Below are 22,303 nucleotides of genomic sequence, written 5' to 3'. Positions count from 1 at the left end.
GGTGCCTTTCCTTCAGGGTGCGTAGTGATGTAGTTGGTGCGGGACTAGACGGTGTAGTTGAAGCGCGAGGACCACTGCAGCCGGACCCGGTCGCCGCGCCGGGCGCCGGAGGCACGGGAATCGTTCGGCTCCTGGACAATCAGGGTCTGCCCGACGGCGGTGCGCGCCACGAAGCGGGTGGCGGGACCGGTGTAGATGACCTCCTCGATCACCGCTTCCACGGTGGAGAGGCCATCGGCTGCCGCGGGCTCGTCCGCGGGGCGGATGTGGATTCGCTCCGGCCGAATGCTCAGCAGCGCCTCGGAACCGGTGAGCTGTTGGGCCAGTGCGCCCTCCACCAAGTTGGTGTTGCCGAGGAAGGACGCAACGAACCGGCTGCCGGGGCGTTCGTACAGATCCTCCGGCGTGCCCACCTGCTCCACCACTCCTTCGTTGAACACGGCGACACGGTCCGAGAGCGTGAGCGCTTCTTCCTGGTCGTGGGTGACGAAGACGAAGGTGATTCCCACGGTGCGCTGGATCTGCTTCAGTTCCACCTGCATCTGTTCGCGCAGCTGCTTGTCCAGTGCGCCGAGGGGTTCGTCCAAAAGCAGCACCTGCGGGCGCAGGACCAGCGCCCGGGCCAGGGCAACGCGCTGGCGCTGGCCGCCGGAGAGCTGGGAGGGCAGCCGGTCGGCCACCTGGGGCAGGCGGATCATCTCCAGCGCCTCGTTCACCAGCTTGCGGCGCTCGGTCCGCGGCGTCTTGCGCAGCTTGAGCCCGTACTCCACGTTCTGCGCCACGCTGAGGTGCGGGAAGAGGGCGTAGTCCTGGAAAACGGTGTTGACGTCGCGTTCGAACGGCGCCTTGGACGTGACGTCGCGGCCGGCCAGGTCGATGCGGCCGGAGCTGGGCAGCTCGAAACCGGCGATCATCCGCAGCACGGTGGTCTTGCCGGAGCCGGACGGGCCGAGCAGCGAGAAGAACTCGCCCTGGCGGATGTCCAGGTCCAGGCCTTTGACGGCGGTGAAGTCGCCGAAGGTCTTCACGACCTGCTGCAGGGAGATGGCAGGCGTAGCGGTGGCCGCCGTGCTGTCCGGGGCAGTGGATGCGGAGGTGGCTGTGGCGTGCACGGCTGGGTCCTTTCAAGAGGCTGATGTGGCGTGGACTACATCGTCTTGCGTTAACCTATGAAACCAGAGGTTAAATGTAAAGCGGGTCACATCGTGTACATTTTTGTTACGGGCTGTTTTCGGCGGCCGGCCCTCCGCCGCGTCCTGCCGTCCTGCGGGCGGTCCGTCTGGAAGGATCGACGCATGCCCACGGATTCCCCGCCACGCCAGCGCCTGCTCGCCGCGGTCTTCGCCCCGCTGGGTGAGAGCGGCAAGGCGCAGCGCGTGGAGGACCGGCTTCTGGAAGGGATTACCGCGGGTGTGCTGGCCGACGGCGACCGGCTGCCCAGCGAGGCCGAGCTGGCTTCCTCGATGGGGGTGGCTACCGTGACGGCCCGGGAAGCGTTGGTGGGCCTGCGTTCCCGCGGGCTGGTGGCCACCCGGCGGGGCCGCGAAGGGGGTACCTTCGTCACCGTTCCCACCGGACGGCGTGCGGAACTGGTCCGTGACCGCTTGGGCCTGATGAGCCGGGTGGAGCTGCGCGACCTGGCCATCCATTACCGTGCCATTGCCGCGACCGCCGCCGAACTGGCGGCGGATTTTGCGGACCCCGACGACGTCGAAATGCTGCGCCGGATCCTGCATGGCTCCCGTCCGTCAGGCACCGGCGGGGCCGTCGTCGGTGATTTCCTGCTGGAGTTGGCAGCGTTGAGCCAGTCGGCGCGGCTGACGCGTGAGTTCGTCCGGCTCTACAAGGACTTTGGTCCGTTGATGTCGCTGCTGCACGAGGATGCAGAGTTCGACGCGAAGATGGTGCAGTTGTGCGACCACATTGCCGACGCGGTTGCCGCAGCCGATGCCGCGACCGCGCGCGAAACGGTGACCGCGCAGATCCAGGCCGGATTGGCGGCGCTGATCGATGAACATGCCCGGCTGACCGACCGGCCCGCCGGCCCGACGCCCGCTACCGCCCAAAGGAGGACGGGATGAGCTCCATGACCGAACCGGCATCGGCACGTGCCGCGGATCCGCTCGCCGAGGTCACCGGATTCTTCGAAGACATCCTGGCGGAAGTGGACGCCTGGGTACCGGCCCTGGCCGGGCTGTTTGGGGACCCGGCGAGGCCGCCGGGCGGTAAGCAGGTGACCACGACCATGCAGCCGCTGGCCGCTGAGCTGGTGGGCAGGGCGGAATGGCCCGTGGTGGGCGCGGGCTTTGTGGCCGCCGCCCACGCCGTGGCCGACGCTTCCTGGCACATGGCGTGGTGGCAGGGCGAAAGCATGGAGCGGCTGGTCTTGCCCGCCCTGGCATCGGCGTCCGACGCCTACATGCGGCGTGAGTGGTTCACCAGGCCGATGGAGACCGGCCTGCCGCATGTCACCGGACCCTACGTGGACTTCCTCTGCACCGACGAGTACACCATGACCATGACGGTCCCGGTCGCAGCGGGGGAGCGGCGCGTCGGCGTTGCGGGGGCCGACGTCTTTGTCGAATCGCTGGAACCGCTGCTGCTGCCGGCGCTGAAGAGACTGCATCCGGCCGCGGCCCTGGTCAACCGCGCCGGCCGGGTGGTGGTCTCCGCCGACGCCCAGTTGGCCGCCGGCACGCTGCTGGCGCCGGGTGCCGTGGCAGCGTGCGGTCCGGGGGAAGGGGATGGCGGCGAGCCGGGAAGCCCGGCCCGGCCCCGGACCGTGCTGCCCCGCGGCGACCGGTACGCCGGCCGGGAGCTCGCCGTGCTGGCCTGCGGCCGGCTGCCGCTGGCGGTTGTCTACCCGCAGGCTTAGCCCGAAGCCGCACCGACCGTCCCAGCTCAAACCTTCCCGGGAAGGCAGGGCCGGGGTCGTGCCTGGCTGGATGAGGCGACGAGACCGCGCCCGCCGGGATCAGGTCCCGGCGTCCCGCTGGCCGGGGGCGTTTGCCTCGTGGTTCCGCAGCCCGTGGGTGCGCCGGTCCTCTTTCATCCCGGCCTCAAACAGGTGCTTGCGGCCGCCGGCCAGCGCCTCGCGTGCCTGCCGTTCCAGTTCCTTGAAGGGGCCGTAGTAGATCTCGTCGTACTCGTCGATGATCTGGAACGTCCAATGCCCCTCGATGACGTTGCGGCCCACGATCTCCCGGTCGACCCGCTCGGCCAGTTGATGGTGTCCTGCCTTGCGCAGCAGCTCCACGGCCTCGCCCAGCGCCAGGTCGGCCGTGCCGGTGAGCCGGTGAAAGCCGTACAGCAGGCCGCGGGCGTGTTCCACCGCTTCCAGGGCCTCGGAGATTTTGCCGAGGGCCTCGAGGGTGGCGTCGTCGAGGCCTTGGGGGCGTCGGTACTTCTCCGCGGGCCCGTCGTCCGGTCGCTCCGTCATGCTGGGCACTCTAGCCCTTGCCGGCCATCGCGTCACCGGCCGCCCCGCGCCCGGCGGCCGCGTCACCGGCAGCCCCGTGCCCGGCCATCGCGTCCCCGGCCGTCCGTAGCCCGGCGGCCCGGCGAGTTATGTTGCGGGCCATCGAGGGGAAGATCAGTCCGTGGAAGGGGAGCACCAGCCACCAGTAGAGCTTGCCGGAAAGCCCGGTAGGGAAGTAGATGGCACGCTGCCGGTACACGCTGCCGCCGTCCTCGGGAACCACCGACAGCTCCAGCCAGGCCTGGCCCGGCACCTTCATCTCCGCGTGCAGCCGCAGCAGCCGGCGCTCCGGTGCGTCCTCGATCGCCTCCACCCGCCACCAGTCCACCGCGTCGCCCACGCTGAGCCGGTCGGCATGCCGCCGGCCGCGGTTGAGCCCGGCGCCGCCCACCAGTTTGTCCAGCACGCCCCGGATGGCCCAGGCCGCGGGCCACGAGTACCAGCCGCTGTCCCCGCCGATCCCCTGGATCACCCGCCACACGTCCTCGGCCGGCACGGTGGACCCGCGCTCCCGCGCGTCCACGAAGACCGTCCGGCCGGCCCACTCGGGGTCGCTGGGCAGCGGGTCCGACGGCGGGCTGTTGGAGGCGTTGGTCCAGCTGGTCTCCACCTCGCCGCTGGCCATCTTGCCCAGCGCCAGCTGCACCGCCCGGCGGTACCCGGTCAGCCCGCCCTCGGGCGGCGGGATGTAGCGGTCGATGTCGTGCTCGGCGGAGACGGCGTCGTGCTGCAGGGACTGCACCAGCGGCACGGCCATGGCGTGCGGGATCGGGGTCGTCAACGCCACCCACCAGCCGGCCAGCGCGGGAGCCGGAATCGGCAGGGCATAGATCAGCCGCCGCGCCAGTCCGGCTTCGCGCGCGTACCCGTACATCAGTCCCGCGTAGGTGATCCGTTCCCGGGAGCCGACGTCGAACGTGCGGTTCAGGCCGGCCGGCAGTTCCGGCGCCCGTTCCAGGTAGTACAGCACGTCGCTGATGGCTATCGGCTCCACGATGCGCTCCACCCAGCTGGGCGCCGGCATCACCGGCAGGTTCTCCGCCAGATGCCGGATCATCTCGAAGGAGGCGGAACCGGAGCCGATCACGACGCCGGCCTGGAAGACCGCCGCCGGCACCTCGCCTTCCAGCAGCGCCCGGCCCACGGCGGCCCGCGAGCGCATGTGGCGGGAGAGCTCGACGTTCTCCGGATGCAGCCCGCCCAGATAGACGATCCGTTGCGCCCCGGCCGCCGCGGCGGCGGCGGTTACCGTGCGGGCTATCGCCAGTTCGCGTCCTTCGAAGTCGGTTCCCGAGGCCATGGAGTGCACCAGGTAGAACACGGTCTGCACGCCGGCGCAGGCCCGCTTGGCATCGTCGGCGTCGGCGAGGTCGCCGGCAACGATGTCCACGTCGTCGTGCCACGGAACCGCCGCGAGCTTGCCCGGTGAGCGGACGATGACGCGGACGGCGTAGCCGCGGGCCAGCAGCCGCGGAACCAGCCGCCCGCCAATGTAGCCGGTGGCACCGGTGACCAGCACCAGTTGCGGCGTCGGTTCCGGTTCAGTGGTCATGTCGCCATGCTTCCACTCGCGCCGGACCCTGTCACGGGGTCAATGGCCCGGAAAGCGCCGCAACACGTCAGTCGCTGGAGCGCGCCTCTGAACCGCGCAGCCCGCGCTGCAGCAGGTACGGCAGGATCCACAGCAGGAAGAACATCGCCACCAGGACGCTGCCGCCCACCGCCAGGGCAGGGACGTCCCCGGCGATCACGTCCACGATGAACGCCACGCAGCCGGTGGCCAGCAGCCCGATGCCCAGCACCGCGACCTTCACGATCCGGTGCCCGTGCGCCACGGTCGCGTCTTTGAGGTGCAGCCCGAACAGCTTGCGGTGGATCGCCACCGGCGTCAGGATCACCCCGGTCATGAGCGCCGCGAGCACCAGCAGCGCAATGTACAGACCCACCTGGTACGGGGCCAGATCGCTGAAGCGGCTCTGGAACGGAAGCGTCATCAGGAACGCCGTGATGATCTGCGCGCCGGTCTGCATCACCCGCAGTTCCTGCAGCAGTTCGTTCCAGTTCCGGTCCAGCTTCTCCTCGAAGGTCTCGGTCCGGCCTTTTGAGTGTTCGTTAACGCGATCTTCCGTAGCCATAGGAAAAACTTAGCGTCTTCGGCGGCTCTGCATGGAACCCGGACGACGGCGGTGCTCGCCACCGCTGGGAACGGCCGAAAAAAACTTTCATGAAAGTGCATCCAAATACCCTGCCCGGACAGTAGTAGGGATGTAAGCACCGATCAGCCCGATACACCGGGCCGTTGAAGGAGAAGAAAATGCGCAAGAGCATCGTTACGGTTTCAGCCCTGGGACTTCTGGCACTCGGCGCGGCAAGTCCCGCCCAAGCGGCCGAACAGGAAGCCCAGCTTTCGGTCCTGCACGGCGTCCCGGATTTGACCGTGGACGTGTGGGTGAACGGCGAGCGGACGCTGGATGATTTCGCTCCCGGCGACCTGGCTGGCCCGCTGGCCCTGCCGGCGGGCGCGTACTCGCTGGCCATCACCGCCTCGGACGCAGAGAACGCCGACAGCCCCGCCATCGGCCCGGTGGATGTCCAACTGGAGGGCGGCGGCAACTACACGGCCGTGGCCAACCTGGACGCCGAGGGAAATCCCACCGCCAACCTGTTCGCCAACGACGTCTCGGCCATCGACGCCGGCAAGGGCAAGCTGACTGTGCGCCACACGGCCGCCGCCCCCGCCGTCGATGTGCTGGCGGGCGGATCACCGGTGATCGAAGGCCTGTCCAACCCGAACGAACAGACCCTCACCCTCGACCCGGGCACGATCTCCGCGGCGGTGGCTGCGGCGGGCACCACCGAACCGGTGATCGGCCCGGCCGACGTGCCGGTGGCGGAGGGCACCCACACGATTGTCTACGCCTGGGGCAGCCTGAATGACGGCAATCTGGCTCTTGCGGTGCAGAACATCGAAGGACTGCATTCCGCGCCGGGCGCCGTGCCGGGCGGTATGTCGGGCGCGGCCGCAGAGGCCGGCCCGGACTACACCATCGCTGCGGTTGCCGGCGGAGCAGTGCTGCTGCTCCTCGGCACCGGCGCAGTCGCCCGTCGCAGGCTGGCGGTTCGCACCACCGACTAACTGCGACGGGTCTGAAGAAGCCGGCGGTGCCAGCCCGGGGCGCCGCCGGCTTCCATCGCTCCGGCACCAGCCAACCACCCCTCGAGGAAGAATCATGGCAACCGTAACGACGACGATGGGCACCCGAGCAGGGCTGCTGTGCTGCGCTGTCTTGATCGCCGCTACCGGCTGTGCCGCACCAATGCAGCCGGCAGCGGGCCGGCAGCTGGTTCCGGCCGCTTCCCCGGCAACTGCCGAAACCCCCGGGCCCGTGGCGACCGCGGTCCCGCTGGTCGACAAGATCCCGGATCCTGCGGATGTCCCGGTGCAGCGCGCCGCACCACTGACCGCCACCAGCGACGAGACACCACCCAGCCGGCTGCTCGTGGCCGGTACGTCAATCGATGTGCGCGTCGTCGACGTCGGCGTCAATACGGACAACGCCATGGAAATCCCCGAGTCGGTTGAGCAGGCGGGTTGGTACCGCTACGGTGCCGCGCCGGGTGACCGGAGGGGGACCGCGGTGCTGGCGGCGCACGTCGACACCTTGACGGGCTTGGCTCCCTTCTCCGAACTAAGGCAGCTCGAGCCGGGCACCCTCATCACGGTGGAACGGAAGGCAGCCGAGCCCGTTACCTACCGTGTCACCGAGGTGGCGCTGATGGACAAGGACGATTTCGACGGAAAGGGGATCTTTCGCCGTGATGGAAAACCGCTGCTCAAGCTGGTTACCTGCGGTGGCCAATGGCTGGACGCACGAGAGGATTACAGCCACAATGTGGTTGTCACGGCAGTTCCTGACTGACTTCTCCGGTCCTTCAACACCTGTTTGCGTGGCGTTTCCTCCCACCAACCGGAAGGACGCAGGCTTGGTACCTCATCCTTTCGAAGCGTGGGATACGGACATCGATGCAGCCTTCGTGGCCGGCGAGGAGTCTGCCATCGCCGATGCCTACCGGCACCTGGCCCCGCTCGTCCACACGCTGGCCGCCAGGGCGCTGCGGGACAAGTCCGCGGCGGACGATATCACCCAGGAAGTATTTATCCGGGCCTGGCGAGCCCGGGAAGGATTTGATCCCGCGCTCGGCCGGTTGCCGGCCTGGATCGTGGGAATCACCCGGCGCGCCATCGCTGATGCGTATTCCTCCGCCGCCCGCGAGCAGCACAAACTCCGGGCCGTTTCGGCGGTGATGCCCGACCCCGAATTTGCCCGGGACGCACAGTCGCCGGAAGTCCTCGCAGACCGCCTGCTGCTGGACGACGAGTTGGAGCGGCTGGGCGAACCCAAGGGCTCCATCATGCGCTTGGCGTTCTACGAGGATCTGACCCACGAGCAGATCTCCCGCCGGCTCGACCTTCCCGTTGGTACCGTCAAGAGCCATATCCATCGCAGTTTGCACCACCTGAGGAGCCGATTGGAGGTCGACCATGCAGCATCTTGATCCGGAACTGATCAGCCTGCTGGCGCTGGACGACGCCGTCGGCAACCAGTCCGACAGGGACCATCTACGCCGCTGCAGCCAGTGCGCGGACGAGTACCAAGCGCTTCGCCGGGCGGTGGAAGCGGTCAGGGCCGACCCCGAACCGACCTTGGACTCACCCGGCCCGGCGGTCTGGGAAACCATTCACCGGGAGCTGGCGCTTTCCCCCGAACTGGCCGCGGATCCTTTGCAGGGCCGTGCAGAAGCCGCCGCGGGGCGCCGGCCCTCCCGGACCCCGTCATCGCGCGGGTTGACTGCCAAGCCCAAGGCTTCCCGGCGCCTCCCCGCCGGACCTCCCTCCTCCCGGCGGCTGCCCTCCCGGCACCTGCCCGCCTGGCTGGCCGCGGCGGCGGCGGTGGTGATCATTGCCGCCATCGGCATCTCGTGGGGCGTCACCCGCGACGCCGCCACCCTGGCGCAGGCGGCCCTGGAGCCGCTGGAGCAATACGCGGCCACGGGAACCGCGCGGGTTGTCGAAGCCAACGGCACCAGGGAACTTGAGATCCGGCTGAGTGAGAACGAGGCACAGGGCTACCAGGAGGTGTGGCTGATAGCGCCGGATTTGTCCGCCCTGATCAGCCTCGGCGTGATGGACTCGGACACCGGCAGGTTCGCCATCCCGGACGGGCTGGACCTGTCGCGGTTCCCCATCGTCGATGTTTCGGACGAACCGCTGGACGGTAACCCCGAGCACTCCAGCGTCAGCATTGTCCGCGGCACCCTCGACACCTAGCTGTCCTTACGGTCAAGACAGGAGGGTTTCGCAGCGCATCTGAAATTCCGTCGACAGCCGGAGGAACCATGCAGCAGCAAACGGAAATGAGGACCGGACCGGCCGTGCCGATCCTGGTGTTGGTCAGTTCCCTGGTGGCCATCGTTGCCGCTTTCCTGGGCAGCGGGGCGCTCATGGGAACGCCGATCCAGGAGGCGGCAGGGGGTTGGCTGAATGAGGACTCGACACCGCTGGCCCCGGCCGCGGCGGCCTTCCGCATCTGGTCGGTCATCTACCTGGGCCTGCTGGCCTACGCGGTGTGGCAACTGCTGCCTGCGCAGCGGCAGTCGGAACGTCACGCGGCCCTGCGGCCCTGGGCGGTGGCGGCCATGCTCCTGAACGCGGCCTGGATCTGGGTAGTGCAGGCGGGCTTGTTGGTGTTCAGCCTGACGGTGATCGTTGTCCTGCTGGCGGTGCTGGCGCGCATCCTCGTGCTGCTGGTCCGGTCGACTTCCGGCGCGTGGCAGGAAACCCTGATCACCGACGGCACCTTCGGGCTGTACCTGGGCTGGGTCACGGTGGCCACGGTCGCCAACACCTCGGCCGTCCTCGCCGCGTCCGGGCTGGACAACATCGGGCTGCCGGTGACGTTGCTGTCTTCCATCGTGCTCGCCGTCGCGGCGGCGATCGGCGGCGGAACCGCCCTGTACAGCCGCGGCCGGATGGCGCCGGCACTGGCCACCACCTGGGGCCTGGCGTGGATCGCCGTCGGACGACTGGATGGCGGGCTCGTCGACGAGGGCACCGCGATTGCGGCCGGCATCTGCGCGGCGGTGGTGCTGGTCTCCGCCGTCGTCATCCGGTTCATCGCGAGGGGAGCCCCGGGAGATTAGTAAGCGTGCTGAATTTCGCCCTTGGCTGACGGATGCGCCGCCGACGGGACGAAACCGCCGGCCATGGCTAGGTTGGAAATAGCAGCACGCCGACAAGCGGCAGCACCTACACAAGGAGGTTTCTCATGGCGGAAACGAACCGATCGAAGGCAAGCTACACCGTACCGGGGCTCGAACTTGAAGAGGGTGTCAAGGTCGCCGACCTCTTGCAGATGCGGCTTCACGCCCTCAATGACCTGCAGCTGACGCTCAAGCACGCACATTGGAACGTGGTGGGCCGCGACTTCATCGGCGTCCACGAAATGCTGGACCCGCAGATCGAAAAGGTCCGCGCCATGATCGACGAGACAGCCGAGCGCATCGCCACCTTGGGCGTCTCGCCGAACGGTTTGCCCGGCGCCCTGGTCAAGGAACGCAGCTGGGATGATTACGACATCCACCGTGCCGGGACCGCCGAGCATCTGGCCGCACTGGACGTCGTGTACAACGGCGTGATTTCCGACCACCGCGAGGCCATCGAAACCGTCGGCGAGATCGATCCGGTCACGGAGGACATGCTGATCGGCCAGACCGCCGAGCTGGAGCTTTTCCAGTGGTTCATGCGCGCACACTTGGAAAACAGTGCCGGTGAACTGACTACCGCAGGCGCCAGGACCGAAAAGGGTGCGGCCAAGAAGACGAAGTAGCCCGGTAGCACCACGCTGTGGAACAACTCAACGGCGCCTTCAGGGTCCGGCGGCAGCTCCAGCTCGACTGGGGCGCCGCCGGGCCCTTGTTGGCAGCTGCCCGAACCTGTGGAGGCAACCCGCTGCCACTGCTGGACATCCTGCGCGGGGCCGACGGTCCGCCGCCGCTGCCCGGGACCGGCGGTACCCGGGCCCTGTGGGAGTTCCTTGCCGCCCTCGCGGCCGAGGACCTGACCGCCGTGCGCGCCGTGGAGCCCCATCTGGACGCAGCTGCGATCCTCAGGCAGGCAGGCCTGGAGCCGCCCGCCGGGACGGCGTGGGGTGTCTTTGCGGCGGAATCGGCTGGCGCCCGCGTGGATGCTTCACCGAAGAACGACGGCGGTGCCTGGCTCCTGTCGGGGACCAAGCCGTGGTGCTCCCTGGCGGCAGAATTGGATTTTGCCATTGTCACCGCACACGTGCCGGGTGGACGGCGTGCTTATGCGGTGGACCTGCGCCAGCACACCGTGACCGTGGAGGCGGCAGGCTGGGCCAGCCGCGGCCTGCGCGAGGTGCCGAGCGGCCCGGTGACCTTCGAACAGACACCGGCCGTCCCGGTGGGCGGAACCGACTGGTACCTGGACCGGCCGGGCTTTGCCTGGGGCGGCATCGGCGTGGCCGCCTGCTGGTTTGGCGGCGCGGTGGGACTGTTCCGCACGCTGGTGGCGGCGGCGTCCGCCCGGACCCCCGACCAGTTGGCGTTGGCGTGGCTGGGAGAGGCGGACCGGCTGCTGGCCGGCGGCGCCCATGTGCTGGCCGCCGCGGCCCGTGACGTGGATGACGGTTTGGCAGGGGCGGTGCTGGCGCACCGCGTGCGCGGGCAGATCGCAGGGCTCTGTTCGCGGATGCTGGAGATCTGCGGCCAGGCGATGGGACCGGCGCCGCTGGCCCGGGACGAGGACCATGCCCGCCGCGTGGCGGACCTGACCGTCTACCTGCGCCAACACCATGCCGCCCGCGACGACGCAGCACTCGGGGGCATGGTCCTGGACCAGCCGGAGTTCGCATGGTGACCTTCTCCCACTCCGAGGACGGCACCGCCGCAAGCAGCTGGCTGGCCGCGGGCGTCGAACGGTTGCCGGCCTTGACCCCAAACGTGCTTCCGGGGCGGGGCGAACGTCTGGTGGTGGTTGCGGCGCATCCCGACGACGAGTCCCTGGGAGCCGCCGGGCTGATCCACGCCTCGCTGGCCCGCGGGGCGGATGTCACCGTGCTGCTCTGCACCGCCGGCGAAGCCTCCCACCCCGAATCGGCCACGGTTACGCCCGCAATCTTGGCCCCCACCCGGCTGGAGGAGTTCCGGGCAGCCATGGCGTCGTTGGAGGCAGCGGCATCCGGTTCGGCGGGGGCCGGGGAGGCGGGAACGCTGGCGTGGAGGTATCTGGCCATACCGGACGGCCGGCTCGCCGAAAACAGGAAGGGGCTGGCCGAGGGGTTGGCGGAGGCGTTGGCCGGGGAACGGCGGACACTGGTGGCCGCGCCGTACCGCGAGGACGGACACCCCGACCATGCGGCCGCCGGAGACGCGGCTGCCGAGGCCGCCGCCTCGCACGGCGCCGCCCTGTTGGAGTTCCCCATTTGGTACTGGCACTGGGCTGTGCCGGAAGCGGACACCCGGTGGCGGAGCTGGCGGACGCTGGCTTTGGCCAGCGAAGGACTCGCGGCCAAGAAGCAGGCGTTGGCCCTCCATGAGTCGCAAATCCGGCCGTTGTCCGACGCGCCCGGCGACGAGGCGCTGCTCAGCGCTGCCTTCCAGCAGCACTTCGCCCGCGAAGCCGAAGTTTTCGCCTGGACACCGGCTCAGGCGCCGGAACCCGCGCGGACGGCCCCACCCCCGGGTGCGGCAAAACTTGCCGGCGCCAGCGATGCAGCCGGGATCTTCGACCGGCTCTACCGCAGCAAACCCGACCCGTGGGACTACGAAACCAGCTGGTACGAACGGCGCAAGCGAGCCGCGACGCTGGCCGCGCTTCCGCGTCAGCGCTACGCCCGCGCACTGGAGGCCGGCTGCTCCATCGGAGTGCTGACGGCCGAGCTGGCCGGCCGCTGCGACCACCTGATCGCGGTGGACGCCAGCGAGGTTGCCTTGGCCAAAGCCAGTGCCCGGCTGGCGGCAGCGGATCATGTAGAGCTGGTCCGCGCCGCCCTGCCGCTGGATTGGCCGGAGCAAACAGCTGGAGGCCTGGACCTGGTGGTGGTATCCGAGGTCGGCTACTTCATGACCCGCGCGGAACTCCTGGACCTGCTGCAGCGGATCCGCCGGGCGCTGCACCCCGGCGGCCATCTGCTGCTCTGCCACTGGCTGCACGCCATCGAGGGCTGGGAGCTGGACGCCGAGTCGGTCCACGGCATCGCCCGTGAAGCCACCGGTTGGGAGGCAGTGGTGGTGCACCGGGAACGCGATTTCCTGTTGGAGGTCCTGCAAGCTCCCGGAGGCAGCCCATGAGCGTCTCGGCCGTCGCGGCGGTGGTCCCGCAGGCGCCCGGAGTCCGTGCATGAGCACCCCGGCCGTCGCCGCGGCAACCCGCGGAGCAGTGGCGGTGCTCCCGGTGCGGCACATCGCCGTCGTCATTCCAGTACACAACGAGGCACAGCTGCTGGGCAGGTGCCTGCAGCGGGTGCGGCGCGCCATGGACGTGCTCCAAGCGGAGCGGCCCCGGTGCGGCGTAGCACTGACCGTCGTGCTGGACCGCTGCACCGACGCGTCGGCGGAGATTGTCCGAAGCATTTCCGAGCTGGATCCGCGGGTGGCCGTGGTGTCAGGGGAGTTCGGCTCGGTCGGCGCCGCCCGGTCGGCAGGCGTCGACGCCGCACTGCAGCGGGCAGACCGGCAGGACGCCGCGGCGGGGGAGGACATCTGGGTCGCCTGCACCGATGCGGACACCGTGGTGCCGGCCCATTGGCTGACCGCCTTCGCCGCCTTGGCCGAGACCGGGGCAGATGCGGTCACCGGAACGGTGGAACCCGAACCGGCCAGCATCGCGCCTGCGCTGCTGCGTGCGTGGCGGACACGGTACTCCGGGCAGGCAGCGCACACCCGGGTGCACGGCGCCAATCTGGGCGTGCGGGCGTCCAGCTACCTGGCCGCCGGCGGGTTCGCGGCCGTGGCCGAGCACGAGGACGTCCGGCTGGTGGAAGCTATTCGCTCCGCCGGCGGGGCCGTACTGCCCTCGGACCAACTGCAGGTGGTGACCTCCGGGAGGCTGCGCGGCCGGACGCCGTCCGGTTTCGCCGGCTACCTGGCCCGCCTGCGGCAGACGGACGGCCCGGCACAGCCCGACCGGGGCGCCAACTGACAGGGCGGGCGAGGATTTTCCGTCAGCGCCAGCGGGGTCAGTACAAGAAGATCGGCAGCCAGTCGCGGTTGTGCGCGTGGACCAGCGCCAGGAACAGTACGAAGTCGAAGATCAGGTGCACGGATACGACGTAGGTGAACGACTTTGTCAGCTTGAAGGTGTAGCCCTGCAGCAGCGCGAACGGGAAGGTCAGTAGCGGTCCCCACGCCTGATATCCGATTTCCCACAGGAAGGACGAGAACACGACGGCCTGCAGGATGTTGGCCAGCCAGTCGGGAAAGTGCCGGCGCAGCAGCGTGAAGGTGGTGCAGATGAAGAACAGTTCGTCCCAGATGCCAACGGCATTCACGCCGAGAAAGAGCCGCCAGAAGATCGTGGGGTCGGAGGCATCCGGCCAGTTTTGGTAGACGCCCGTGCTGACCAAGTACACCGGCAGGATGAAATAGCCGAGCGCCACGACGCCGATGAGGTACAGCTTGGCAGACAACGGCCATTTACGGCCGGTGTTGACCGGGAACCTGATGATCTTCTCGCGGTAAACAAACCTCGACACCAGCCACGGCACCAGGACGGCCAATGCGAGGGCGCCACCCATCAGGGCCATGTGCCCGATGCTCAGGTCGGCGTTCAGCGGGACCAGGCTGATGATCAGCATTCCCGCCGCGATCAGCGCGAGGTGCCGCACAAACTCCCGGTCGACCAACGCCGCCGTGGCCACGCTCAGCGCGAGCAGGCTGTAGCCAAGGGGGCCATTCTCGACGGCAAACAGCAACACGCCTGACGCCGAGAGGAACACCGCCGGCACCAGTTTCCAGCTCAGCGCGGTCCGGGGTGGTTCGGTCGAGATTGTTGTCACGCAACCAGCATGGCAGCACAGCCGCCCGCGCGGAAACCGTTGACGGCTTAGCGCCCGGTTGGTTCCACTCCAGCGCCGGCTAGTGGTGGCCGGCCCTGGTGGTGCCGAACATCAGCGTGCGGCGTTTTATGTCGTAGTACACGGTCTCCGCGGTGGAGAGGAGGTCCTGGAGGTTGTCGGCGTCGTCGGCATCCAGCGTCAGCACTTCTTCCCACGCGCCCTGGTCGAGGACCAGTTGCAGGGTCCAAGTGCCCGGGGCGCCTGGCTCGCCGGCTACCCAGGTGAACTGGTAGTGGCTGAGCTGGCGGACCTTGATGCTGTCGTCGGTGACAGGTTGTTGCGGTGTCGGTGTCATGGTTTTTTCCTTTTCGCGAGGAAGCCTTAACCGGCCTCACATGGCGCCGGGGTCCGGACGATATACCCCAACGATGCTAAGTGTGCTTACCACTTTCCATGATGGGACAGCCGCTGGCAAGCCTTTGGGCGACATCGGCGCCGGGCCCGCCAAAACGACCGGCTACTTGGGGATCCGGGCCCTCCAACCGGTGGCAATGGTCGCGTACTGGGGCGGAGTGACGCACACTATGGAACAACGAATTGCAGAACTGACGGGGGCAGCCATCGCGTCCCCACCTTGGGGAGAAGGCCAGTCATGACTCTGAACGCCGAAAGCCGCGCGGGCGCCGGGGCAGCGTCGGACTCCTGTGACTGGCAGCGCCTCGGTCCCCTCGTCGAATCGGAACTTCAGCGTTTCGCGGCAGGGAATCGCGCCCGGGCCGGCACGCTCTCGCGTTCCTTCCCCGTGCTGTGGGACCGCATTGATGCCGCGCTGGGTGGCGGCAAGCGGATGCGGCCCAGGATGGTGCACCTCGCCTATAGATCCTTCGGCGGCGAGGATCCGCGCCGCTGTGCCCGGCTGGCGGCGGCGTTCGAGCTGCTGCACACGGCGCTGGTGGTGCACGACGACGTCATTGACAGGGACTTCCTCCGCCGCGGCCTGCCGACCATCGGAGCCCGTTACCGGGACGACGCCGTGGACCAGGGGTTGTCCCGCCCCGAAGCCGAACATCTGGGCCACTCGGCGTCGATCATTGCCGGCGACCTCCTGCTGACCGGTGCCCTGCGGATGGCCGGCAGCTCCGGCGCGGGGCTGCCCTGCGCCGACGTCCTGATGGATACGGTCCACGATGCCGTCTTTGCCTCCGCGGCGGGCGAACTCGACGATGTCCTGCTGTCCGCCTCGACGGAGAGCCCGCGCCTGGGTGACGTCCTCGGCATGGAGAGTTTGAAGACGGCGGCCTACTCGTTCGAGGCGCCGCTGAAAGCCGGGGCGCTGCTGGCCGGCGCCGGCGAGCAGCCGGCCGAAGCGCTCGCCGCGGTGGGTCGCCGCATCGGCCTGGCCTACCAGATCGTGGACGACGTTCTGGGGACCTTCGGGGAGCCCGGTGCCACGGGCAAGTCTGCCGAATCCGACCTGCGCGAGGGTAAACGCACCGTGCTGACCGCGTATGCGGCAGAGTCGGATGGGTTCGACGGCCTGCTGGCTGCGTTTCGGCGCGGCGCGGCGGGGGTCGGCGAGGTCCGCGCGGCGCTCAAGGACTGCGGGGCCGACACGCAGGCAATGGGGCTGGCCCGCAGCCTGGTTGACGAAGCGCTCGAGGAGTCCCGCAGCCTGCCGCTGGACGCCGGGGCGTGGAGCGAACTGGCACGGGTCTGCAACCACGTGTTGACGAGGGGGAACTAGCGGCCATGGAACCGAACCCGCTGCTCCGCTATACCGACGCCGCCGGCCGGAGTGCCGGCGTCGTGATTGCCCGCTATTCCACGTCCTTCGGCCTGGCGTGCCGGCTGCTCGGGCCGGAGGAGCGCCGGCACATCGCCAACATCTACGCGCTGGTCCGGGTGGCCGACGAAGCGGTGGACGGTGCGGCTGCGGCGGCGGGGCTCGACGCCGTGGCCGTGCGCGACCAGCTGGACCGGCTGGAACACGAGACCGAAACCGCGCTGCTGACCGGTTACAGCACCAACATGGTGGTGCACGCGTTCGCGGGGACGGCCCGCGCGTGCGGCATCGGCGTCGATCTGACCCGGCCGTTTTTCGCCTCGATGCGCGCGGACATCACGGTGGCCGAACACACCGCCGATTCGCTGGTGGACTACATCTACGGCTCCGCCGAAGTGGTGGGGTTGATGTGCCTGCGGGTGTTCCAAACGATGCCCGGCGCGGTGCCCGGCCGGGACGACGAGCTCACCGTCGCCGCCCGCCGGCTCGGCTCCGCCTTCCAGAAGGTCAACTTCCTGCGCGACCTCGCCGCCGACCGGGCCGAACTGGGCCGCAGCTACTTCCCGCAGTCCGGCGCCGAGGCGTTAAACGAGGAACGGAAGCTAGCGCTGGTGGCCGACATCCGCGCGGATCTTGCGGCCGCACAGCGGGGCATCGGGCTGCTCCCGCCCGGCGCCTGCACCGCCGTCGCACTGGCCCATGCCTTGTTCAGCGCGCTGGTGGACCGGCTGGAGCGGATACCGGCGGACGAGCTGCTCTCCCGCCGGGTGCGTGTCGGCACGCCGCAGAAGGCGGCGATCGCCCTGCGGATCCTTGCCCGCCAGCGGCTGCGGGGAAGGAGCGCCGCCTGATGGGCCCGGCGTCGTTCAAGCACGGGCTGTCCCCTCGCCGACGGGCAGCGGGAACCGGTCCGCAGGCCGGCGGCTCCGCAGGCCAGCCGGTGGTGGTCATCGGTGGCGGGGTCTCGGGACTGGCCGCGGCCGGGCTGCTGGCCCGGGCCGGGCACCGCGTCACCCTGCTGGAGCAACGCTCCGGGCTGGGCGGCCGGGCGGGACGGCACGAGCGCGACGGCTTCCGCTTCGACACCGGCCCGTCCTGGTACCTGATGCCGGAGGTGATCGACCACTGGTTCAAGCTGATGGGCACGAGCGCCGCGGACCAGCTGGAGCTGGTGAGGCTGGACCCCGGCTACCGCATCTGGTTCGAGGGGTATCCGGCGGCCACGGAAGTGCGCTCGGGCCGCGAAAACGTGGCGGGACTCTTCGAAGGCCTGCAGCCGGGGTCCGGGCCGGCCTTGCACCGCTACCTCGACGAGGCGGCGGAAACGTACCGGCTGGCCAAGGAGCACTTCCTGTACGACGACTTCGCCAGCCTGCGCAACCTGGCCCACCCGCAGGTGCTGCGCCGGGCACCCCGGCTGGCCAAGCTGCTGGGCTGGAGCCTGGACTCCTACGTCCGCGAACGGTTCACGGACCCGCGGCTGCACCAGGTGCTGGGGTACCCGGCGGTATTCCTGGGAACCAGCCCGTACCGTGCGCCGGCGATGTACCACCTGATGAGTTACTTGGACCTGCACGACGGCGTGTACTACCCGATGGGCGGGTTCGCCGCCTTGGTCGACGCGATGGAGCGGCTGGCGCGGGAGGCCGGCGTCCGGATCGAAACCCGCGCCACCGCCCGGCGGATCGTCACCGGGCAGTCCGGCGCCAAGCCCCGCTGCGAGGCGGTGCTCTGGTCGAATGCTGACGGCGCGGAACACCGCACGACGGCGGGCGTCGTCGTCGCTGCGGCGGACCTGCACCACGTGGAGACCGCGCTGCTGCCGGCGCGCGTGCGCAGCCACCCGGAACGGGTGTGGCGCCGCCGCGACCCGGGACCCAGCGCCGTGCTGGTCTGCCTGGGCGTGCGCGGGGCGCTGCCCCAGCTGGCGCACCACAACCTGCTCTTCACCCGGGACTGGAGGGAGAACTTCAGCCGAATCCGCTCCGGGCGGGCGTTGGCACGGGAGACCTCCATCTACGTCTGCAAACCCAGCGCCACCGACGCCGGCGTGGCGCCGGCCGGGGACGAGAACCTGTTCATCCTGGTTCCCGCACCTCCGGCGCCGGCCTGGGGCTCGGGCGGGGACGACGGTTCCGGGGCGGCCGTCGTGGAAGCGGTCGCGGATGCGGCCATCGACCAGCTGGCCGCCTGGACGGGCGCGGCTGACCTGCGCGGCCGGATCGCCGTCCGCCGCACCTACGGCCCGGCGGACTTCGCGGACGGTTTCAACGCCTGGCGCGGCAGCGCGCTGGGTTTGGCGCATACCCTGCGGCAGAGCGCCTTCCTGCGCCCGGGCAACCGGAGCCGCCGGGTGGACGGGCTGCACTACGCCGGCAGCTCGGTCCGGCCGGGCATCGGCGTGCCCATGTGCCTGATCAGTGCCGAGCTGGTGCTCAAGGCCGTGCAGGGGATCGGGACGCCCGGGGCACTGCCGGAACCGGACCTTCCTGCGCCCGGCCAGGCGCCGTCGTTGGGGCCGGAACCGAACCCGACGGCCGGCCATGCGCCGACGCCGGATGCTGCGAGGAGGACCGCATGATCTACCTGGCCGTGCTGGTGGCGCTGCTGGGCTGCATGGCCCTGCTGGACGCGCGCTACCGGCTGTTCTTCTTCGCCCGGCCGGTCGCGGCCGCCGTCACCCTGGCCACCGGGCTGGCCTACTTCCTGGCCTGGGACGTCTGGGCGATCGCGCTGGGAATCTTTGTGCACCGCGACTCGCCGCTGATGACCGGCATCATGCTGGGGCCGGAGTTGCCGCTGGAGGAGGCCTTCTTCCTGGCCTTCCTCTGCTACCAAACCATGATCCTGTTCACCGGGCTGCTGGCCTGGGGCCGGCACCGGCGGGGTGCCCGTCCGGCCGGAGCGCAGTTGGTCAGCCACGACGACGGCCCCTCGGCGGGCGGTGGTCCGGCGTGAGTTTCCTGGAGCTGAATGGAATCTTCCTCGGTGTCGCAGGTGTGGCGGCCTTGGCCGCGGTCCTCGCCAGGCGGGTGCCCCGCGGGGCTGCGGCGGCGGCCGGCCTGTCCGTCGCGGCGCTGTGGGTGCTTACCGCCGTGTTCGACAACGTCATGATCGCGTCCGGGCTGTTCGACTACGGCGGACACGCGCTGGCCGGACTCCGGATCGGCCTGGCGCCGATCGAGGACTTTGCCTATTCGCTGGGCGCGGCGCTGCTGCTGCCCGCGGTGTGGCTGATGCTCGCCGGAGGGGATCGCCGCCGTCGTGCCGATGAAAGGTCAGGCCGGGCCGACGGGGGAGGGGAGTCGCCGTGATCCGCGAACTGGTCATCACCTCCCGGCCGGTGTCCTGGGTTAACACCGCCTACCCCTTCGCCGCCGGATACCTGCTGGCCTCCGGCGGCATCGACTGGCTGCTGCTGGTGGGCACCGTCTTCTTCCTGGTCCCGTACAACCTGGCGATGTACGGCATCAACGACGTCTTCGACTACGAATCGGACCTGCTCAACCCGCGCAAGGGCGGGGCCGAGGGCGCGGTGGTGGACAAGGCGCGTCACCGCGCGATCCTGCAGGCCAGCGCCGTGGCCACGGTGCCGTTCATCGCGGTCCTGGCGGTAGCCGGCAGCGTGGCGTCCAACCTGGTGCTGCTGGTCTCGCTGGCCGCGGTCTACGCGTACAGTGCGCCGGGGCTGCGGTTCAAGGAACGGCCGTTTTTGGACTCGTTGACCTCCAGCATGCACTTCGTCTCGCCCGCGGTCTACGGGCTGGTCCTGGCCGGCGCCGGCTTCACCCCGGGGCTGTGGGCCCTGCTGGCCGCGTACTTCCTCTGGGGCGTGGCCAGCCATGCCTTCGGCGCGGTGCAGGATGTGGTCCCGGACCGCGAGGCCGGGCTCGGGTCGATCGGCACGGTGCTGGGTGCCCGCCGTACCGTGCTGGTCTCCGCCGCCGCCTATGCCGCGGCCGGACTGCTGATGCTGGCCACCGATTGGCCGGGCCCGCTGGCCGGGCTTCTGGCCCTGCCGTACCTGGCCAACGTGTTGCGGTTCGCGCGGATTGACGACGCCGGCTCGGCCGCCGCGAACGCGGGGTGGAAACGGTTCCTGTGGCTGAACTATGTGGTCGGTTTCCTGGTCACCATGCTGCTGATCTGGTACGCGGGAGTCCGGTGAGACCGCGGGACGACGGCGCCGCGGCGGACCGTTCCGAGGGGCGCCATCGAACCATCATGACCGTGGTGATCCCGGTGCTCGACGACGCCGCGGCGCTCGCGGAGTGCCTCGCGCTGCTGGGGCGGCAAACCCGTCCCGCCTTCGAGGTCGTCGTCGTGGACAACAACTGCACCGATTCCTCGGCCCACGTTGCACGGGCCGCCGGGGCGCGCGTCGTCGTCGAACCACGCCCCGGCATCCCGGCCGCATCGGCTGCGGGCTACGACGCCGCTACCGCGGGCTTCGCTGCCGCCACCGCCGGTGTCATCGTCCGCTGCGACGCCGACACCCGTCCTCCCGCCGACTGGCTGGCACGGATCGGTGCCGCCTTCGACGCCGATCCCGGCCTCGACGCGCTGAGCGGGCCGGGCGTGTTCTACGACCTGCCGCGGCCGGTGGCCCGGCTCGCCTCCGCCGCCTATGGCTCCAGCTATCGGTTCGGCGCCTGCCTGGCGATGGCGGCCCTGCCGGTATGGGGATCGAACTTCGCCATGCGACGGACTGCCTGGGAACGGGCCAAGGCAGGCATCCACCGCGACCGGCCGGACATCCACGACGACCTGGACCTCAGCTTCCAACTGGCGCCGTGGGCGCGCATCCGGTTTGACCGGCGGCTGAGCGTCGGTGCCGCCGGGCGGATCTTCGCCGGCAGGGCCGCGTTCACCAAGCGCTTCCGGTGGGCTTTCACCACCCTGACGGTGAACTGGGCGGTCCAGCCACCCGGGCAGCGGTGGCTGCAGCGCCTAGGCTTCAGGCCTCCGGAGCGGAGGAGTGCAGCATCTCCAGATAGTGCGGGTTCTGCATGATGCCGAGCACGTTGCCGAACGGATCCACGACCGAGGCCGTGACAAATCCGTGCCCGCGTTCCGTGACGGGCTCTAATTCTTTTGCGCCCTTCTCCAGCAGGCGCTGCCGCACGGCCCTCACATCGTCCACATGCCAGTAGAGGATCGCGCCGCCCGGGTCGATGGCGTGTCCCGGCGGAGCGTGCATGGTGTCGATCAGCCCCAGTTCATGCTCGTAGTCGCCGACCCGGAACTCCGCATACCCCGGCTGCTCAAAGTAGGGCTTCTTGCCCAGCAGGTCGGAGTACCACTCGACCGCCGCCGGCAGGTCGGGGGTGTAGTAGCTGACCGTACTCATTCCCCGCAGCATGAGTCTCCCTCCGAAGGATTGCCGAAGCCGCCCCAGACGCCCGGACCGCTGTGATGGTTGGACGCTACCGCACATCGACGTCCCTGTCTGCCCTACAGTTGCCGTAGCGCGGCCAAGGCAAAGTACGACGGCGCGGCCGTGCCGGGAACGGAGCAGAAATGGACTGGGTTGACCTCCTGGTTGGTGTGGCGGGTGGCCTCGTCCTGGTCTACGGGGTGCTGCTGGCCAGCCTGTGGTGGTACGCCCGCCAGCATCCGGAGACCGTGGGAATGCGCGACGCCCTGCGCCTGCTGCCGGATCTGTTGCGCCTGCTGCGCCGGTTGGCGGGGGACCGCGCGGTACCGGCCCGGACCCGGATTCTGCTCGTGTTGCTGCTGGCCTACCTGGCCAGCCCCCTCGACCTGGTGCCCGATTTCCTGCCCGTCATCGGTTATGCCGACGACGTCCTGGTCGTGGCCTGGGGCCTGCGGCTGCTGATCCGGAACGCCGGCCCGGAGGCGCTGCGCCGGCACTGGCCCGGTACCCCGGCAGGACTTCGCGTGATCGAACGCTTGGCCGGGCTTCCGGCGACGGGCTCCGGGCCGGCCAAAACGGCGCCGTGA

Annotated in this window: 26 protein-coding genes; 19 read left to right on the top strand and 7 right to left on the bottom strand. The window is 69.6% G+C overall.

Annotation, left to right across the window (positions count from 1 at the left end; genetic code table 11):
- Window positions 1-44: 44 nt before the first annotated feature.
- Window positions 45-1,112, bottom strand: coding sequence for an ABC transporter ATP-binding protein (locus AC5RVD_RS08165; protein ID WP_494111635.1), 1,068 nt, complete (start codon window positions 1,110-1,112; stop codon window positions 45-47).
- 183 nt (window positions 1,113-1,295) lie between these two features.
- Here AC5RVD_RS08165 and AC5RVD_RS08160 point away from each other — a divergent pair, with 183 nt between their 5' ends.
- On the top strand, window positions 1,296-2,081 hold the full coding sequence (locus AC5RVD_RS08160) for a GntR family transcriptional regulator (RefSeq protein WP_494126637.1): 786 nt from the start codon (window positions 1,296-1,298) through the stop codon (window positions 2,079-2,081).
- On the top strand, window positions 2,078-2,875 hold the full coding sequence (locus AC5RVD_RS08155) for a cache domain-containing protein (RefSeq protein WP_494126636.1): 798 nt from the start codon (window positions 2,078-2,080) through the stop codon (window positions 2,873-2,875). The genes AC5RVD_RS08160 and AC5RVD_RS08155 overlap by 4 nt, the downstream gene beginning before the upstream one ends.
- A gap of 99 nt (window positions 2,876-2,974) precedes the next feature.
- On the opposite strand, the gene AC5RVD_RS08150 is transcribed toward AC5RVD_RS08155, so the two are convergent.
- The 3 genes from AC5RVD_RS08150 to AC5RVD_RS08140 all read right to left on the bottom strand — a co-directional run bounded on the left by AC5RVD_RS08150 (window position 2,975) and on the right by AC5RVD_RS08140 (window position 5,613).
- Window positions 2,975-3,439, bottom strand: coding sequence for a hypothetical protein (locus AC5RVD_RS08150; protein WP_494126635.1), 465 nt, complete (start codon window positions 3,437-3,439; stop codon window positions 2,975-2,977).
- 10 nt (window positions 3,440-3,449) lie between these two features.
- Window positions 3,450-5,030: an SDR family oxidoreductase gene (locus tag AC5RVD_RS08145; protein ID WP_494126634.1), complete on the bottom strand. Its 1,581-nt coding sequence runs from the start codon at window positions 5,028-5,030 to the stop codon at window positions 3,450-3,452.
- Between the two features lie 67 nt (window positions 5,031-5,097).
- Entirely contained in the window at window positions 5,098-5,613 is a 516-nt protein-coding gene (locus tag AC5RVD_RS08140; protein ID WP_494111640.1) for a DUF6328 family protein, read from the bottom strand.
- A 179-nt stretch (window positions 5,614-5,792) separates the two neighbouring features.
- Here AC5RVD_RS08140 and AC5RVD_RS08135 point away from each other — a divergent pair, with 179 nt between their 5' ends.
- The 9 genes from AC5RVD_RS08135 to AC5RVD_RS08095 all read left to right on the top strand — a co-directional run bounded on the left by AC5RVD_RS08135 (window position 5,793) and on the right by AC5RVD_RS08095 (window position 13,700).
- Window positions 5,793-6,614: a DUF4397 domain-containing protein gene (locus AC5RVD_RS08135; protein ID WP_494111641.1), complete on the top strand. Its 822-nt coding sequence runs from the start codon at window positions 5,793-5,795 to the stop codon at window positions 6,612-6,614.
- A 94-nt stretch (window positions 6,615-6,708) separates the two neighbouring features.
- Entirely contained in the window at window positions 6,709-7,398 is a 690-nt protein-coding gene (locus tag AC5RVD_RS08130) for a class F sortase (protein WP_494126633.1), read from the top strand.
- Between the two features lie 64 nt (window positions 7,399-7,462).
- On the top strand, window positions 7,463-8,035 hold the full coding sequence (locus tag AC5RVD_RS08125) for an RNA polymerase sigma factor (RefSeq protein ID WP_494126632.1): 573 nt from the start codon (window positions 7,463-7,465) through the stop codon (window positions 8,033-8,035).
- Complete coding sequence (locus AC5RVD_RS08120; protein ID WP_494126631.1) at window positions 8,022-8,807, top strand: anti-sigma factor; 786 nt, start codon at window positions 8,022-8,024, stop codon at window positions 8,805-8,807. The genes AC5RVD_RS08125 and AC5RVD_RS08120 overlap by 14 nt, the downstream gene beginning before the upstream one ends.
- A gap of 68 nt (window positions 8,808-8,875) precedes the next feature.
- Window positions 8,876-9,679 (top strand): TspO-related membrane protein, encoded by an 804-nt coding sequence (locus tag AC5RVD_RS08115; RefSeq protein ID WP_494126630.1) that lies wholly within the window; start codon window positions 8,876-8,878, stop codon window positions 9,677-9,679.
- 125 nt (window positions 9,680-9,804) lie between these two features.
- Window positions 9,805-10,365, top strand: coding sequence for a Dps family protein (locus AC5RVD_RS08110; RefSeq protein WP_494111646.1), 561 nt, complete (start codon window positions 9,805-9,807; stop codon window positions 10,363-10,365).
- Between the two features lie 17 nt (window positions 10,366-10,382).
- The gene (locus AC5RVD_RS08105; protein WP_494126629.1) at window positions 10,383-11,417 is read left to right on the top strand and encodes an acyl-CoA dehydrogenase family protein; all 1,035 of its coding nucleotides are present in this window, start codon (window positions 10,383-10,385) and stop codon (window positions 11,415-11,417) included.
- Window positions 11,411-12,850 (top strand): PIG-L family deacetylase, encoded by a 1,440-nt coding sequence (locus AC5RVD_RS08100; protein WP_494126628.1) that lies wholly within the window; start codon window positions 11,411-11,413, stop codon window positions 12,848-12,850. Before AC5RVD_RS08105 ends, AC5RVD_RS08100 begins: the two co-directional genes overlap by 7 nt.
- Before the next feature lie 49 nt (window positions 12,851-12,899).
- On the top strand, window positions 12,900-13,700 hold the full coding sequence (locus AC5RVD_RS08095; RefSeq protein ID WP_494126627.1) for a glycosyltransferase family 2 protein: 801 nt from the start codon (window positions 12,900-12,902) through the stop codon (window positions 13,698-13,700).
- Between the two features lie 37 nt (window positions 13,701-13,737).
- Here AC5RVD_RS08095 and AC5RVD_RS08090 read toward each other — a convergent pair whose 3' ends face one another.
- Window positions 13,738-14,556, bottom strand: coding sequence for a CPBP family intramembrane glutamic endopeptidase (locus AC5RVD_RS08090; RefSeq protein WP_494126626.1), 819 nt, complete (start codon window positions 14,554-14,556; stop codon window positions 13,738-13,740).
- A 79-nt stretch (window positions 14,557-14,635) separates the two neighbouring features.
- Window positions 14,636-14,911: a hypothetical protein gene (locus AC5RVD_RS08085; protein WP_494023487.1), complete on the bottom strand. Its 276-nt coding sequence runs from the start codon at window positions 14,909-14,911 to the stop codon at window positions 14,636-14,638.
- A 297-nt stretch (window positions 14,912-15,208) separates the two neighbouring features.
- Between AC5RVD_RS08085 and AC5RVD_RS08080 the strand changes: the two genes are divergently transcribed.
- Genes AC5RVD_RS08080 through AC5RVD_RS08050 form a run of 7 tightly spaced genes read left to right on the top strand, consistent with a single transcriptional unit; the run spans window position 15,209 to window position 21,352 of the window.
- Window positions 15,209-16,300 carry a polyprenyl synthetase family protein gene (locus AC5RVD_RS08080; protein ID WP_494126625.1) on the top strand — a complete coding sequence of 364 codons (1,092 nt, stop codon included), beginning with the start codon at window positions 15,209-15,211 and terminating at the stop codon, window positions 16,298-16,300.
- Between the two features lie 5 nt (window positions 16,301-16,305).
- Entirely contained in the window at window positions 16,306-17,190 is an 885-nt protein-coding gene (locus AC5RVD_RS08075) for a phytoene/squalene synthase family protein (protein WP_494126624.1), read from the top strand.
- Entirely contained in the window at window positions 17,190-18,920 is a 1,731-nt protein-coding gene (crtI, locus tag AC5RVD_RS08070) for a phytoene desaturase family protein (RefSeq protein WP_494126623.1), read from the top strand. The genes AC5RVD_RS08075 and crtI overlap by 1 nt, the downstream gene beginning before the upstream one ends.
- A complete protein-coding gene (locus AC5RVD_RS08065; protein WP_494126622.1) occupies window positions 18,917-19,297 on the top strand; it encodes a lycopene cyclase domain-containing protein in 381 nt (126 codons plus the stop codon). The genes crtI and AC5RVD_RS08065 overlap by 4 nt, the downstream gene beginning before the upstream one ends.
- Window positions 19,294-19,653 (top strand): lycopene cyclase domain-containing protein, encoded by a 360-nt coding sequence (locus tag AC5RVD_RS08060; RefSeq protein WP_494126621.1) that lies wholly within the window; start codon window positions 19,294-19,296, stop codon window positions 19,651-19,653. The genes AC5RVD_RS08065 and AC5RVD_RS08060 overlap by 4 nt, the downstream gene beginning before the upstream one ends.
- Window positions 19,650-20,507, top strand: coding sequence for a prenyltransferase (locus tag AC5RVD_RS08055; protein ID WP_494126620.1), 858 nt, complete (start codon window positions 19,650-19,652; stop codon window positions 20,505-20,507). The genes AC5RVD_RS08060 and AC5RVD_RS08055 overlap by 4 nt, the downstream gene beginning before the upstream one ends.
- The gene (locus AC5RVD_RS08050) at window positions 20,504-21,352 is read left to right on the top strand and encodes a glycosyltransferase (RefSeq protein WP_494126619.1); all 849 of its coding nucleotides are present in this window, start codon (window positions 20,504-20,506) and stop codon (window positions 21,350-21,352) included. Before AC5RVD_RS08055 ends, AC5RVD_RS08050 begins: the two co-directional genes overlap by 4 nt.
- On the opposite strand, the gene AC5RVD_RS08045 is transcribed toward AC5RVD_RS08050, so the two are convergent.
- Window positions 21,297-21,689, bottom strand: a complete 393-nt coding sequence (locus AC5RVD_RS08045; protein ID WP_494023495.1) for a VOC family protein — start codon at window positions 21,687-21,689, stop codon at window positions 21,297-21,299. The two genes, AC5RVD_RS08050 and AC5RVD_RS08045, sit on opposite strands and share 56 nt — an antisense overlap.
- A 170-nt stretch (window positions 21,690-21,859) precedes the next feature.
- Here AC5RVD_RS08045 and AC5RVD_RS08040 point away from each other — a divergent pair, with 170 nt between their 5' ends.
- The gene (locus AC5RVD_RS08040) at window positions 21,860-22,303 is read left to right on the top strand and encodes a YkvA family protein (protein ID WP_494126618.1); all 444 of its coding nucleotides are present in this window, start codon (window positions 21,860-21,862) and stop codon (window positions 22,301-22,303) included.

It is taken from the genome of Arthrobacter sp. THG-b23 (assembly GCF_059091265.1).
This window is presented reverse-complemented; position numbering and strand designations above follow the sequence as displayed.

What these genes read in the sequence shown, in the direction of transcription:
- AC5RVD_RS08160 (WP_494126637.1), top strand. Translation starts at nt 1,296, where the DNA reads ATGCCCACGGATTCCCCGCCACGCCAGCGCCTGCTCGCCGCGGTCTTC.
- AC5RVD_RS08155 (WP_494126636.1), top strand. Translation starts at nt 2,078, where the DNA reads ATGAGCTCCATGACCGAACCGGCATCGGCACGTGCCGCGGATCCGCTC.
- AC5RVD_RS08150 (WP_494126635.1), bottom strand. Translation starts at nt 3,439, where the DNA reads ATGACGGAGCGACCGGACGACGGGCCCGCGGAGAAGTACCGACGCCCC.
- AC5RVD_RS08145 (WP_494126634.1), bottom strand. Translation starts at nt 5,030, where the DNA reads ATGACCACTGAACCGGAACCGACGCCGCAACTGGTGCTGGTCACCGGT.
- AC5RVD_RS08140 (WP_494111640.1), bottom strand. Translation starts at nt 5,613, where the DNA reads ATGGCTACGGAAGATCGCGTTAACGAACACTCAAAAGGCCGGACCGAG.
- AC5RVD_RS08135 (WP_494111641.1), top strand. Translation starts at nt 5,793, where the DNA reads ATGCGCAAGAGCATCGTTACGGTTTCAGCCCTGGGACTTCTGGCACTC.
- AC5RVD_RS08130 (WP_494126633.1), top strand. Translation starts at nt 6,709, where the DNA reads ATGGCAACCGTAACGACGACGATGGGCACCCGAGCAGGGCTGCTGTGC.
- AC5RVD_RS08120 (WP_494126631.1), top strand. Translation starts at nt 8,022, where the DNA reads ATGCAGCATCTTGATCCGGAACTGATCAGCCTGCTGGCGCTGGACGAC.
- AC5RVD_RS08115 (WP_494126630.1), top strand. Translation starts at nt 8,876, where the DNA reads ATGCAGCAGCAAACGGAAATGAGGACCGGACCGGCCGTGCCGATCCTG.
- AC5RVD_RS08110 (WP_494111646.1), top strand. Translation starts at nt 9,805, where the DNA reads ATGGCGGAAACGAACCGATCGAAGGCAAGCTACACCGTACCGGGGCTC.
- AC5RVD_RS08100 (WP_494126628.1), top strand. Translation starts at nt 11,411, where the DNA reads ATGGTGACCTTCTCCCACTCCGAGGACGGCACCGCCGCAAGCAGCTGG.
- AC5RVD_RS08095 (WP_494126627.1), top strand. Translation starts at nt 12,900, where the DNA reads ATGAGCACCCCGGCCGTCGCCGCGGCAACCCGCGGAGCAGTGGCGGTG.
- AC5RVD_RS08085 (WP_494023487.1), bottom strand. Translation starts at nt 14,911, where the DNA reads ATGACACCGACACCGCAACAACCTGTCACCGACGACAGCATCAAGGTC.
- AC5RVD_RS08080 (WP_494126625.1), top strand. Translation starts at nt 15,209, where the DNA reads ATGACTCTGAACGCCGAAAGCCGCGCGGGCGCCGGGGCAGCGTCGGAC.
- AC5RVD_RS08075 (WP_494126624.1), top strand. Translation starts at nt 16,306, where the DNA reads ATGGAACCGAACCCGCTGCTCCGCTATACCGACGCCGCCGGCCGGAGT.
- crtI (WP_494126623.1), top strand. Translation starts at nt 17,190, where the DNA reads ATGGGCCCGGCGTCGTTCAAGCACGGGCTGTCCCCTCGCCGACGGGCA.
- AC5RVD_RS08065 (WP_494126622.1), top strand. Translation starts at nt 18,917, where the DNA reads ATGATCTACCTGGCCGTGCTGGTGGCGCTGCTGGGCTGCATGGCCCTG.
- AC5RVD_RS08045 (WP_494023495.1), bottom strand. Translation starts at nt 21,689, where the DNA reads ATGAGTACGGTCAGCTACTACACCCCCGACCTGCCGGCGGCGGTCGAG.
- AC5RVD_RS08040 (WP_494126618.1), top strand. Translation starts at nt 21,860, where the DNA reads ATGGACTGGGTTGACCTCCTGGTTGGTGTGGCGGGTGGCCTCGTCCTG.